The organism is Pseudomonas sp. LPH60, from assembly GCF_030718165.1.
In the GTDB taxonomy this organism is placed as follows: Bacteria; Pseudomonadota; Gammaproteobacteria; order Pseudomonadales; family Pseudomonadaceae; genus Aquipseudomonas; species Aquipseudomonas danubii.
This window is the reverse complement of the sequence record NZ_JAVAJH010000005.1, coordinates 443,165-456,136: the sequence shown is the minus strand read 5'-3', so window position 1 is coordinate 456,136 and position 12,972 is coordinate 443,165. Positions and strand designations below refer to the sequence as shown.

General features: G+C 62.9%; 11 protein-coding genes. 5 read left to right on the top strand and 6 right to left on the bottom strand.

Features of this window, described 5'->3' with window-relative positions; translation table 11 throughout:
• Nucleotides 1–69: 69 nt before the first annotated feature.
• Nucleotides 70–1,350 carry a lipid IV(A) 3-deoxy-D-manno-octulosonic acid transferase gene (gene waaA / locus Q8O96_RS20555; RefSeq protein ID WP_305949308.1) on the bottom strand — a complete coding sequence of 427 codons (1,281 nt, stop codon included), beginning with the start codon at nt 1,348–1,350 and terminating at the stop codon, nt 70–72.
• Between the two features lie 22 nt (nt 1,351–1,372).
• On the bottom strand, nt 1,373–2,257 hold the full coding sequence (locus Q8O96_RS20550) for a LysR family transcriptional regulator (protein ID WP_162884166.1): 885 nt from the start codon (nt 2,255–2,257) through the stop codon (nt 1,373–1,375).
• Between the two features lie 111 nt (nt 2,258–2,368).
• Here Q8O96_RS20550 and Q8O96_RS20545 point away from each other — a divergent pair, with 111 nt between their 5' ends.
• The 4 genes from Q8O96_RS20545 to Q8O96_RS20530 all read left to right on the top strand — a co-directional run bounded on the left by Q8O96_RS20545 (nt 2,369) and on the right by Q8O96_RS20530 (nt 6,000).
• Nucleotides 2,369–2,701 carry a multidrug efflux SMR transporter gene (locus Q8O96_RS20545; RefSeq protein ID WP_011058907.1) on the top strand — a complete coding sequence of 111 codons (333 nt, stop codon included), beginning with the start codon at nt 2,369–2,371 and terminating at the stop codon, nt 2,699–2,701.
• A 137-nt stretch (nt 2,702–2,838) separates the two neighbouring features.
• A complete protein-coding gene (locus tag Q8O96_RS20540; protein WP_102862882.1) occupies nt 2,839–4,014 on the top strand; it encodes an FAD-binding oxidoreductase in 1,176 nt (391 codons plus the stop codon).
• A complete protein-coding gene (locus Q8O96_RS20535) occupies nt 4,011–4,832 on the top strand; it encodes an aldo/keto reductase (RefSeq protein WP_102862881.1) in 822 nt (273 codons plus the stop codon). Before Q8O96_RS20540 ends, Q8O96_RS20535 begins: the two co-directional genes overlap by 4 nt.
• Nucleotides 4,833–5,028: 196 nt before the next feature.
• Nucleotides 5,029–6,000, top strand: a complete 972-nt coding sequence (locus Q8O96_RS20530; protein WP_102862880.1) for a metal ABC transporter ATPase — start codon at nt 5,029–5,031, stop codon at nt 5,998–6,000.
• Between the two features lie 51 nt (nt 6,001–6,051).
• On the opposite strand, the gene hldE is transcribed toward Q8O96_RS20530, so the two are convergent.
• The 4 genes from hldE to msbA form a co-directional block, all read right to left on the bottom strand.
• Complete coding sequence (hldE, locus tag Q8O96_RS20525; protein WP_102863061.1) at nt 6,052–7,485, bottom strand: bifunctional D-glycero-beta-D-manno-heptose-7-phosphate kinase/D-glycero-beta-D-manno-heptose 1-phosphate adenylyltransferase HldE; 1,434 nt, start codon at nt 7,483–7,485, stop codon at nt 6,052–6,054.
• A gap of 102 nt (nt 7,486–7,587) precedes the next feature.
• Complete coding sequence (gene cysC, locus Q8O96_RS20520) at nt 7,588–8,199, bottom strand: adenylyl-sulfate kinase (protein ID WP_102862879.1); 612 nt, start codon at nt 8,197–8,199, stop codon at nt 7,588–7,590.
• Complete coding sequence (locus tag Q8O96_RS20515; protein ID WP_305949307.1) at nt 8,192–8,896, bottom strand: sulfotransferase family 2 domain-containing protein; 705 nt, start codon at nt 8,894–8,896, stop codon at nt 8,192–8,194. The genes cysC and Q8O96_RS20515 overlap by 8 nt, the downstream gene beginning before the upstream one ends.
• A gap of 190 nt (nt 8,897–9,086) precedes the next feature.
• Nucleotides 9,087–10,892 carry a lipid A export permease/ATP-binding protein MsbA gene (gene msbA / locus Q8O96_RS20510; protein ID WP_102862877.1) on the bottom strand — a complete coding sequence of 602 codons (1,806 nt, stop codon included), beginning with the start codon at nt 10,890–10,892 and terminating at the stop codon, nt 9,087–9,089.
• 156 nt (nt 10,893–11,048) lie between these two features.
• On the opposite strand from msbA, the gene Q8O96_RS20505 reads away from it, so the two are divergent.
• Nucleotides 11,049–12,911 (top strand): O-antigen ligase family protein, encoded by a 1,863-nt coding sequence (locus Q8O96_RS20505; RefSeq protein WP_305949306.1) that lies wholly within the window; start codon nt 11,049–11,051, stop codon nt 12,909–12,911.
• Nucleotides 12,912–12,972: the final 61 nt, after the last annotated feature.

Here is a 12,972-nt window from a genome sequence, read left to right as displayed (position 1 = left end):
CGCCATAAAAAAGGCCACCCCAGCGGGTGGCCTTTTTGCATGCCGGCAAAGCGCTTTCGGGGCTACGACTCAGCGCTCCTTGAGCAAACGGTCGAGCCCATCGAGCAAACGCTGCAAAGCGCCCTGATTGGCCTTGAGCACCTTGAGCCCGGCCTCGGCCATCCTCTGTGCATCCCGGGGCAACTCGAACAGGCGCTGCACTGCCACCGCCAGTCCCTCAGCGTCATCCACCTCCTGCAAGGCACCGGCCTCGCGCAGCATCGCGGCGATTTCCAGGAAGTTGAACAGGTGCGGCCCGCTGATCACCGGTTTGGCCAGGGCCGCCGGCTCCAGCAGGTTGTGCCCGCCATTGGCGACCAGACTGCCGCCGACAAAAGCGCTGTCGGCCAGGGCGTAGAGGAACAGCAACTCGCCCATGGTGTCCCCCAGCAACACCGAGGTGGTGGCGCCCACCGGTTCCCCAGCGGAGCGGCGAACCGTCGCGAATCCCTGTTGCTGGCACAACTCGAACACCGAGTTGAAGCGCTCCGGGTGCCGTGGCACCAGGATCAGCAGGGCATTCGGGTAACTGGCCAGCAGTTGCCGATGGGCGTCGAGCACCACGGCATCTTCACCTTCGTGGGTACTGGCGGCGATCCACACCGGGCGCTCCATGGCCTGCCATTGCTGGCGCAGATCCCGGGCACGCTCCAGCAGTTGCGGGTCAATGCTCAGGTCGAACTTGATCGAGCCTGTGACTTCCACCGTCTCGGGACGTGCACCCAATTGACGGAAACGCTCGGCTTCGGCTTCGGTCTGCACCGCGAACAGGCTCATTTGCCCCAGCATGGGCGCGGTCAGGCGGGCAAAACGCCCATAGCCCTTGGCCGAGCGCTCGGACAACCGGGCATTGGCCAGGGCCACCGGAATCCCGCGCCGGGCGCACTGGTCAATGTGATTGGGCCACAGCTCGGTCTCCATGATCACCGCCAGCTTGGGCTGCACCCGATCCAGAAACCGCGCCGCGGCGCAGGGCAGATCGTAAGGCAGGTAGCAATGCTGGATTCGTGGCTCATTGGCGAACAACGCCTGGATACGCTCGGAGCCGGTGGGCGTCATGCAGGTCACGGTGATCGGCAACTGGGGATAACGGGCCAACAGGGCACGAATCATCGGCGCGGCGGCGATGCTCTCGCCCACAGACACCGCATGCACCCAAATGCCGCCAGTCTGCATGGCCGGCAAGCCAAGGGAGAAACGCTCGCCAATGCGCTTGGCATAAGCCGGAGCCTTGCGCGAACGCAGCCACAGGCGAATCGCTACCAATGGCAGCCCCAGGTAAAACAGTGCGGTATAGAGAGTTCTATTCATGGCGGCGGAGTTTATCGGTTTTTTAGCCGATCGCCTTCAGGTGCACGGCAAAACGTTCCGCCAGCCAACGCGCCGCCGGCCCCAGAGGTTCGTCGCGGCGCCAGGCCAACTCCACCACCAGCGCCGGCGGGGTCCATTCGCTGACCAATTCGACCATCTGGTGCTGGTAAGCCGGGTACTGCACCACATGCCGCGGCAGCCAGGCCCAGCCCAGGCCGCGCATCAGCCATTCAGCCATGACATAGAAGCTGTCAGCCCGCCAGACCTGGGGGCTGACCTGCTCGCCACCGGGATAACCGCTGAGTTGAGGAGCGATCAACAACTGCCGGTGCCGGGCCAGCAGTTGGCGATTGACCCGTTTCTCATGGGCCAGCGGATGCCCCACGGCGCAGACGGTGACCATCTCGACGCTGCCCAGGGCTTGGCGCTCCAGGGTTTCCGGCATCTGCTCATGGTGAAACAGCAACCCCAAGTCGGCCCGACGCTCCACCAGTTTGCGCGCCACGTCCCCCTGAGCACCGCTGGCCAGTTGCACTTCCAGGCTGGGAAAGCGCTCGGCCAGTGCCTCCAGGCTGTCGAGCACCGGCTGATAGGGCATCGCCTCATCCTGGGCCAGGCGCAACCGCGCCTCCTGGCCCCGCATCAAGGCCAGCGCCCGGCCATTGAGGCGATCACACTGGCGGAGGATTTCCCGGGCCTCCTGCAACAAGGCACTGCCGGCTTCGGTGAGTTTTGGCTGACGGCCGCTGCTGCGCTCGAACAGGCTCACTCCCAGGTCCTCTTCCAGCAGGGCAATGGCACTGCTGATGGCGGACTGAGCCTTGCGTTGCTGGCGGGCTACTGCAGAAAACGAGCGCAGCTCGGCAACACTGACAAACAGCCGCAACTGCTCCAGGTTCCATTGCATGTTCATAGAGCAACCTATCTCCATAACAGATAGGTAATGACTTTACCCCATCTGAACACTCTCTAGAATGCCGACCTCAGAAAAGCAGTCCCAGACACGAGGAACCCTCCCATGAACGCTTACTACTACCTGGCCATCGCCATCTGCGCGGAAGTAATTGCCACTGTTTCAATGAAAGCGGTCAAGGGCTTGAGCACACCACTGCCCCTGGCGCTGATCATCGTCGGCTACGGCGTGGCGTTCTGGATGCTGACCCTGGTAGTGCGCACCGTCCCGGTAGGCGTGGCCTATGCAGTGTGGGCAGGCATGGGCATCGTCATGGTCAGCATCGCCGCCCTGTTTCTCTACGGCCAGAAGTTGGATATCCCGGCCATGCTGGGCATGGCGCTGATCGTCCTCGGCGTGGTGGTGATCCAGCTGTTCTCTAAAACCGCCGGGCACTGACCCTCTGCTCATGCAGGAGCCGGCTTGCCGGCGAGCAGCCCCCCCCGTGACAACCTGTCACGGGGTTCGCCTGGCCGCTCCTACAGATTCACGAGCCTGTATACTGCGCCTCTCGTTTTGAACACTGAGGTCGCTGCATGCCATCCGCTATTTCTACCGATGTGCTGATTGTCGGCGCAGGCGTCGCCGGTCTCTGGCTCAACGCCCGTCTGCGGCGCCAGGGCTTTTCCACTGTACTGGTGGAAAGCGCCAGCCTCGGTGGCGGACAGAGCGTGAAATCCCAGGGGATCATCCACGGCGGCGCCAAATACGCCCTGCACGGCGCCCTCACCGGTGCCTCGGAAGCCATCGCCGACATGCCGCGGCGTTGGCGCGAAGCCCTGGCCGGCACCGGCGAGCTGGACCTGTCCGGCGTGCGCCTGCTGTCCGACGCCCATTACCTCTGGTCTCCCGGCACCCTGGCCGGCAACCTCACCAGCTTCTTTGCCAGTAAGGCCGTGCGCGGCCGGGTCGATCAGGTCAAGGGCGAACAATTGCCCCCGGCCCTGCAAGACAAACGCTTCAAAGGCAAGGTCTATCGCCTGGCCGAGCTGGTGGTGGATGTGCCTAGCGTCATCCAGCGTCTGGCAGACCTCGGCGGCGATAGCCTGCTGGCCGGACAGAAGATCGAACCCCTACTGGAGAATGATCATCTGGTGGGCCTGCGGATCGATGGGCGCGAGATCCGCGCGCAACGCATCGTCCTCAGCGCCGGTGCCGGCAATGCCGACCTGCTCAAGGCCATCGGCCTGAGCCAGCCGGCCATGCAGCAACGTCCGCTGCACATGGTGCTGGTCAAGGGGCCAACCCTTAAACCCCTGTACGCCCATTGCCTGGGCGGCGGCCCCAAACCCCGGATCACCGTCACCACTCACCCGGCTGCCGACGGCCAATGGGTCTGGTACCTGGGAGGCGATCTCGCCGAAGCCGAAGGCGTGGCCCGGGAACCGGCGGCGCAGATCGCCGCTGCCCAGAAGGAACTGGGGCAACTGCTGCCTTGGGTCGACCTGAGCCAGGCGCAGTGGGCCACCTTGCGAGTGGATCGGGCCGAGCCGGCGCAATCGGGCCTGACCCGGCCGGATAACGCCTTCCTCGCCGAGCAGGATCGCCTGCTGGTGGGTTGGCCGACCAAACTGGCCCTGGCGCCGGACTTCGCCGACCGCGTTCTCGCGGCTCTGGAGCGCGACGGCATTCGTCCAGGCCACAGTGATCCACTTCCCGCCCTGCCCAAGCCGCCCCTGGCACAACCGGCCTGGGAGCAACTGTTGCCATGAGCCAGCCGACCCTGCATAACCTGCATCGCCCCATCGGCAGCACCGGCCTGATGGTTTCGCCTCTGGGCCTGGGCACGGTCAAGCTGGGCCGTGATCAAGGGGTGAAGTACCCCAGTGGCTTCCAGATCCCAGATGACCAGGAAGCCCGCATGCTGCTCAAGCTGACCCGCGACCTGGGCATCAACCTGATCGACACCGCCCCCGCCTACGGCCGCAGCGAAGAGCGCCTGGGCCCCCTATTGCGCGGCCAGCGCCAGGAATGGGTGATCGTCAGCAAGGTCGGCGAAGAGTTTGCCGACGGCGTGTCCCGCCACGACTTCAGTGCCGCTCACACCCGACTGTCCGTGGAGCGCAGCCTGCAACGCCTGGAAACCGACTTCATCGACCTGGTGCTGGTGCATTCCGACGGCAACGATCTGGCGATCCTTGAGCAGTACGAGGTCTACCAGACCCTCGCGCAGCTCAAGCAGGAGGGCAAGATCCGTGGCTTCGGCTTCTCCGGCAAGACCGTCGACGGCGGTCTGAAGGCTCTGGAGCAAGGCGATTGCGCCATGGTTACCTACAATCTGAACGAACAGGCCGAGCGGGCGGTCATTGACTATGCCGCCGACCACCACAAGGGCATCCTGGTGAAAAAGGCCCTGGCCAGCGGCCATGTCTGCCTGAGTCCGGGCATCGACCCGGTGCGGGCCAGCTTCGAACTGCTGTTTGAGCGGCCCGGCGTTGCCAGTGCTATCGTCGGGACCATCAACCCGTTGCACCTGGCCCATAACGTGGCGACCGTGGCACAGGTTCTAGGGTCTGTTCCCGCTTGGTGACAGGCCGCGACGGCGGCTCACTGGGCACAGGGCAAGGCGCGAGGAGCGCTGTTTGGTTGTTCCAAATAAGCTCCGAGCAACGCCGCCCTGTGCCCAGTGAGCCCCGTCCCTTCGGGTTGCATGCCAAACGGGAACAGACCCTAGGTACCAACTGATGCCGCCGACGCGGCCGACCCCGACGCAAGAAGGAGCCGAGATGTCGCGACCGCTCATTAGAAAGAACCCCAGCAACTTCAAGACCCTGCCGCTGTTCGTCGAAGCGACTCCCGAAGGCCTCTGCTACCAGAGCGTCGGGAGGCCGCTGAACTTCGCTCAGACCCTGCAGCGCCGACGCGCGGTGACGGTGGCAGACCACGAAAGGTTTGCCTTGGAACTGGCCAACCTCGGGGTTTCTGTACGCCTGACCCTGCACTGGCAGAACCGTGACTACTGGGTGCTGGTGCGCCAGCGACGCCAGGACCGCGGCGACGTGGTGCTCAAGCTGATCTCCGGCTACGTACCCGCCCATGAACTGAACCTGCCGCTGCACACGGCCATCCAGGAAATCGCCGAGGAATGCCTGCTGGAAACCCCGGAAGGCTGGCTCGGCGGACGCTTCAACGACACTTGGCTACCTGCCCCTTACGCCGGGGCCCTGCATTATCGCGAGGCCCTGCCCTTTCGCCTGACTCCACTGTCCGGAGCCGCGCGACCGGTACGCTGCGCCAACCTGCAATTGCTGGAGCGACCCCGAGCCTACGTGCACCTGCCCACCGCCTCGTTGCAACTGATCTACGACCTGCGCCTGGACGTCCCCAAGGAAGCCAAGTCGCTGAGCCTGTTCCACGTCGACGAGCGCCTGGAAGGCGACCAGTTGGTGGCGCGCCTGGACCGCAAGCGGCCGGATCTGTACCTGATGCCCCTGGACAATGGCCAGCCCTGTGCCGAGCTGTACACCTTGAAGAAGGATCAACTGCACCCGGCCAGCACCCGCGGCCTGTACCTGGCCGAAAGCTTCGCCCAGCAGGAAGGCTGGGTGGTGCGTGAGGAGCGGATTCGCTGGAAGGACTGGCTCAGGCAACGAGGCCTGAGCGAACCGGAAAAGGACTCGAAGCTTTCGCGCCTGACCGGCAAGGCCCGGCAGATCCTGCGCAAGATGGTTCCCGCCAAGGCCAGGCGCCAAGGCTGAGGCAAAAAAAACGGCGCCTGGAGCAGGCGCCGTTTTTTCAGACTGCAACCGTTACTGGGCCTTGTCGGTCTTGCGGATCTTCTCGACGATGGCGGTGGTCGAGCTGTTCTCCACCAATCCCAGCACCTTCACCGTGCCGCCATACGCCGTGACGATATCGGCGCCCACCACCTGATCGATGCCGTAGTCGCCACCCTTGACCAGCACGTCCGGGCGGACCTGGGACAGCAGGTTTTCCGGAGTGCCTTCAGAAAAGCTGATCACCCAGTCCACGGCCCCCAGCCCCGCCAGCACCGCCATGCGCCGGTCGACACTGTTGATCGGACGTCCAGGCCCCTTGAGGCGGCTGACCGAAGCATCGTCGTTGATCGCCACAATCAATCGGTCCCCTTGAGCCCGGGCCTGTTCAAGGTAGGTCACATGCCCAGCGTGAAGGATGTCGAAGCAGCCATTGGTGAACACGATCTTCTCGTTGTGCGCCCGGGCATCATCGATGGCCAGCAACAGCTGATCGAGGCTCAGAACACCGCGCTCGGAACCTTCCTCGCGCTGGATCGCCCGACGCAGCTCCGGTGCACTGATGGCCGCCGTCCCCAGCTTGCCGACCACAATGCCCGCGGCCAGATTGGCCAGGCCCACCGCGTGGGGCAGCTCTTCACCGGCGGCAATCGCTGCCGCCAGGGTCGAAATCACGGTATCACCGGCCCCAGTGACGTCGAACACTTCACGGGCACGGGCCGGCAGATGCAGGGCCGGATGATCCGGACGCAACAGGGTCATGCCGTGCTCGCCACGGGTCACCAGCAGCGCCCCCAGCTCCAGATCGTGCATGAGCTTGGCGCCCTTGCTCACCAGTTCGTGCTCGTCGGCGCAGCCGCCGACTATGGTTTCGAACTCGCTGAGGTTCGGCGTGATCAGGCTGGCACCACGGTAGATGGAGAAATCCTTGCCCTTGGGGTCCGCCAGCACCGGAATGCCACGGGCCCGCGCGGCCGCGATCAGCACCTGATGGTTGCGCAGAGCACCTTTGCCATAGTCGGACAGCACCAGCACCTTGATGCCGTCGAGCAAAGCGTCGACCTCGGCCGCCAGGGCCAGGGCGTCGGTGGCAAAGGGTTCTTCAAAGTCGATGCGCAGCAGCTGTTGGTGACGGCTCATGACCCGCAGCTTGACGATGGTCGGCTGGTGGGCAATGCGCTGGAACAGTGCACGTACGCCGGCACCTTGCAGGCTGTTGGCCAGGCTGTCGGCAGCCTCATCGTCACCGGTCACCCCGACCAGGGAGGCGGGCGCACCGAGGGCGGCGATGTTCAGGGCAACGTTGGCGGCACCACCCGGGCGGTCCTCGATCTGCTCGACCTTGACCACCGGCACCGGCGCCTCAGGGGAAATCCGTGAGGTACCACCATGCCAGTAACGGTCGAGCATGACATCGCCGACCACCAAGACAGGGGCTTGATCGAATCGCGGCATGGACAACTTCATGGAGCATCCCACATACAAAATGAACAGGGGCGCGATATTAACACAGGGTTGGCGCCGCCTAGTTCTATGCCTTGAGTGAGGCCGGCGAAGATTTTCTACGATTCATTTGCACGCCAGCAGTTGCAGCAGCCGGCGGATCGCCTCCGGCAACTCCACGCAGGACGTATCGATCTCGCAATCGGCTTGCAAAGGCGCTTCATACGGACTGTCGAGCCCGGTGAAATCCTTGATACGGCCCTCCAGGGCCGCCTGATACAGGCCCTTGGGGTCACGCTGGGCACAGGCCTGGAACGGCGTGCTGATGTACACCTCGATAAACTGTCCAGCCCCGAACAGCGCCCGGGCAGCATCACGATCGGCGCGAAACGGTGAAATCGCCGACACGATCACCAACAGCCCAGCCTCCACCATCAGCCGCGCCACCTCGGCCATGCGGCGGATATTTTCCTTGCGTGCCTCGGCCCCCATTCCCAGGTCACGGCACAGCCCACTGCGCACATTGTCGCCATCAAGGACGAAGGTATGCATGCCCAACTCGTTGAGGCGCAGTTCCAGCAGGTTGGCCAGGGTCGACTTACCGGCCCCCGACAGGCCCGTCAGCCATAGACAACAGGGCTTCTGCCGCTTGAGGGCGGCCCGGGCCTCGATGGACAGCGACAGGCTGTAGGGGCGGATCTGCAGTTGCTCCAAAGGCGCACAAGCGAGCTTATTCATAACCCAGCATCTCGTAGTCGCGTTGATAGACACGGCGCACCAGGCGACGGGTGCGTACCGAGCAGAATTCCCTGACAGGGGTAGTGCGGCGTTGAGCAGTGCCGTTGACATGGGGCAGTTGGGCATCGACCCCCAACTGCTGGCACAGCAGCTGGAAGTCACGTTGCAGGTATTCCTGATAGCCGATGAAGTCCAGGGCCAGGCGCCCCAGGGAGTCGGAGAGGAAGTCGCTCTGGGGCGCGAAATGCATCTGCCTGTGGATATTCTCCGAGTGCAGCCAGCGGCCGACAAAGTCGTCGAAGTCCCGGTAGTGCGTCACCAGGCTCTGGGCCGCCTGATCCCGTCGCCCCAGGCGGTTGCCCCGCAAAAAGGCATAGGCCGAATAGGCGCGTTCCAGGGGATCGCGGACGAAGGCGAACTTGAAGCTGCTGGAAAACGCCCGGGGGAACTGTTGCTCATACCAGTACAACGGCAGGTGCCCCGGCATCCACCCGTCGAACAGGGCCGAACAGACGCTGCTGCCGGCACACTTGGGAACATGGATAAACAGACAGGAACGACGGGCAAAAGCATCAGGGAACCGCACATTGGCGGACATGGACTTGTTCACCACCTGACGATCCACCACCGACAGGCGACCCAACAGGAAATGACGCTGGGCCTTGGGTAATAACTTCCACACAAAACGTTGCAGCATTGCGGTACCCACGCGAGAAGGATGGCCCTCTCGATCCATTCGAAGATTCAGGCGGGAACCATAACAAGCGTGAAACGCAGAATTATTTAGCCTTGGTCAAGACTGTAAGACGGGCCATACAAATGATGCCAAGGTGCCTTGCACACCCTGGAGGCTCCGGGGAACGAGCGGGCTCGCTCCCCGGAAAGACTCAGGCGATCCCGGTGGGTGCGGGCTCTTCCAGCCCCATGGCATGCAACCGCGAGTAGTAGCCATTCTGGGCCAGCAACTGGGCATGAGTGCCGCGCTCGACAATCCGTCCCTGATCCATGACCAGGATCATGTCCGCCTTCTCGATAGTGGACAGACGGTGCGCAATCACCAGGGTGGTACGTCCCTTCATGACCTTGTCCAGGGCAGCCTGGATATGCCGCTCGGACTCGGTGTCCAGGGCCGAGGTGGCCTCGTCGAGAATCAGCAGCGGAGCGTTCTTCAGCAAGGCCCTGGCAATCGCCAGGCGCTGACGCTGGCCACCCGAAAGCAGCACGCCGTTCTCCCCCACCTGAGTGTCGAGGCCTTCTGGCAACTGGGCGATGAAGTCCATGGCGTAGGCGTCGGCCGCGGCCTTTTCGATGTCAGCCCGCGGTGCCCCGGCCAGGTCGCCATAGGCAATGTTGTTGGCCACGGTGTCGCTGAACAGGGTGACGTGCTGGGTAACCTGGGCGATATGCCGACGCAGGTTCAGCAGGCGGTAATCTTCAACCTCGGTGCCGTCCAGAAGGATCTGGCCCTTGTCATGGTGATAGAAGCGCGGGATCAGGTTGGCCAGGGTCGACTTGCCGCTGCCGGAACGCCCCACCAGGGCGACCATTTTTCCGGGCTCGACGCTGAAGCTGATGTCGTCCAGCACCTGACGCTCGGTACCTGGATAGGTGAAGCTCAGGTTACGCACTTCCAGGTGTCCGCTGATGCTGGCGTGTTCCACCGTGCCATGATCGACCTCGGGCTCGACGTCCAACTGTTCGAAGATGCTTTCCGCGCCGGCCACGCCTTTCTGGATGGTGGAACTGACTTCCGACAGCTGACGAATGGGCTTGGGCAGCAACCCGGCCATGGTGATGTAGGCCACCATTTCCCCCGCCGACGCATCGCCACGCAGGTACAGGACCAGGAACATCAGCACCGCCATGGCGCTGTATATCACCAGTTGCAGCAGCGGCGTGTAGATCGCGCCGGTGCGGGTCATGCGCAGTTGCTTGTCGGTGTTGCCCTGGCTGGCCGCCAGAAAGCGCTGCTGCTCATAGGTCTCGCCGCCAAAGCTGCGCACCACGCGATAGCCCTGGATGGTTTCCGAGGCAACGTGAGTCACGTCGCCCATGGCCACCTGGATCTTCTTGCTTTGCTTGCGGAATTTCTTGCTGGCGGTACGCACCATGATCGCAATCAGCGGCAGGATGGCAATCATCACCAGGGTCAGGCGCCAGTTCATCCACAACAACGAGGCAAACAGGAAGATCACCGTCATGCCTTCGCGGATCACCACCTTGATCGCATCGGTCGCGGCCCCCGTCACCATGGTCACGTTGAACGTGATGCGCGAGATCAGGTGTCCCGAGTTGTGCTTGTCGAAGTAGCGGTTGGGCAAGGTCAACAGGTTGTTGAACAACTGCACCCGCAGGTCATGCACCAAGCCCAGGGAAACCTTGGCCAGGAAGTAGTTGCCCAGGTAGGAACCCAGGCCCTGCCAGGCCGCGATCAGCACGATCAACAGTGGCACCGCCTGCAGCAGCCGCATGTCTCGCAGGTAGGGCACAGTGGGAAACAGCGCAGCCTCGGGATTGGACAGGCCATCGACGAAATACTTGAGGATGTAGCCGAGCATGGGCTGGGTCGAAGCGAAGATCAGGAACCCGACGATGCTGATGAGAAACAGACCAATATAGGGCCGCACATAGCCAAGCAGACGGAAGTAGATTTTCAAGCTCGAAGGGCTTGCGCTGGGACTGGAGTCGGTCATATCACGGGAATGTCGTCAAAAAGGAGGCTGACTTTAGCACAGCTTGTTCGAGGTACCGGCACTCCCAAGGGACCGAGATTGTTCAGCTGACCAACGACACCACCCGGTGTTAATCGCTATGATTGCCGGCTTAACTTCCGGGATGAACGTCTAAGCATGCAACCCAACGCTCTTCGCAACACGTCGAATCGAGTATTCGATTTCATTTGCCTGTGGATTCTGCCGCTAGGGTATCTATTGCTGCTCTGCGCGCTGTTTTTCCTCCCCGGCCGCAGTCAGTTGCACAAGCTGTACTACGGCCTGTTCAGCATCCCGACGCTGATTGCCCTGTGTGCACGCCCCAGCGAACTGAAAGGACTGCTGCGCGAACCTATCTTCATCGCCATGCTGCTGTTCTGTACCTGGGCCATCGTCAGTCTGGCCTGGAGCCCGACTGTCGACAGCGTGATGGGAGAGATCAAGACCCCTTTGCATACGCTGATGCTGTTCGCCGGCTGTACCCTGCTGGTGCGCTATCGCAATGACATAGTGCAGCCACTGATCTTCTGCGCGGCGATCGTTGCCCTGCTCGCCTCGATCTTCAATCTGTACGTCTTCGTTCGCTACCACACCCCCGATCTGCGCATGGTGGGTGCCGGAGCCTTTGACAATCCGCTGCTGAGCTCCCACGTCTTCGGTTTCTTCTGCGTCTACTGGCTGAGCCTGAGCATGACCTGTCGCCGCTACCAGATGCTCTGGCTGAGCATTCCGGCAATGGCCATCATGTTTGCCGCACTGATTGCCACCGGCTCCAGGACGCCCTTGGTGGCGCTGACCCTGGCCGCTCTCTGGCTGAGCTTCATCAGCTGGAACCGCCGCTCGTTGATGTTGCTTGCGGGCATGGCAGTAGGCGGCGCGGCGGTCCTGCTCCTGTTCTCGCAGATGCTTCTGGAGCGTGGCAGCTCTTCGCGCTTCGACCTCTGGCGCCTGGCGCTGGAGCAGATCGTCAATCATCCCTGGATCGGTCATGGCTATAACGCCAGCCTGTCCCTGGACCCGGGTATCGGCTTCCTCCTGGAAGAGCCACACAACTTCGCCCTGGGGGTTCTCTACTATGTGGGCATCTTCGGCCTGCTGCCGTGGCTGTTCATGCAGGTCTGGGCCCTGCTCAAGAGCTGGCAGCTTCGCACCACACCCTTGCTGATCCTGGCTTCCAGCTGGTTGGTCTTTGGCATTGGCGCCGGCCTGACAGAAGGCGGCGGGATTCTTTCGCGTCCAAAGGAGCACTGGTTCCTGCTGTGGATCCCCCTGGCCATGATCGCCGCCCTGTGCATTCACCAGCGCGCCAGACGTTCGCCGCCCCTGCAGGTAGCCTCGCTGACCCCGGCCGCAGCCGAACAACTGCTCGCCAATGCCCAGGTCATCGAAGCCGATGGCCTGGGGCCCAAGGTCCTGCGTCTGGAGGATGGCAGTTTCTTCAAGCTGTTCCGCCCTCGTCGCTGGTACACCTCGGGAGGGTTCAACCCCTACTCCGAGCGCTTTGCCGCAAACAGCGAGCAACTGCGTGATCTGGGCATTACCACCCCGGTCATCCTGGGCCTGTACCGACTTGCCGACGGCAGCAACGCCGTGCGCTACCAGCCACTGCCTGGGCAGACCCTACGCCAGCGCCTGCAATTGGCAGGCTCGGCAGAAGAGCGTGCCCAACTGATCAAGGACTTCGGTACGTTCATGGCTCGACTGCATGAACAGGGGGTGTACTTTCGCTCGCTTCACCTGGCCAATGTGCTGGTCCTGGAGAACGGCGAATTCGGCCTGATCGATCTTGCCGATCTGCGGGTCTACCCCTCCTCGCTGAGAACTTCACTGCGCCAGCGCAATCTGCGGCACATGCAGCGCTATAGCGAAGACAGTAACTGGCTGTTCCAGGAGCACCTGAATGCACTACAGGCGGGGTATGCGCTGCCTACCTCGATGTCCCGTGCAACCGGCCTGCTGAAGCAACTGCCTGCGAGCGACGAGCGCCAAGGCGCTCACTGAAACCCTGCACCCACATCTGCACCCTGACAGTCGCACAAGGCTGTCAGGGAATCAGGTCACA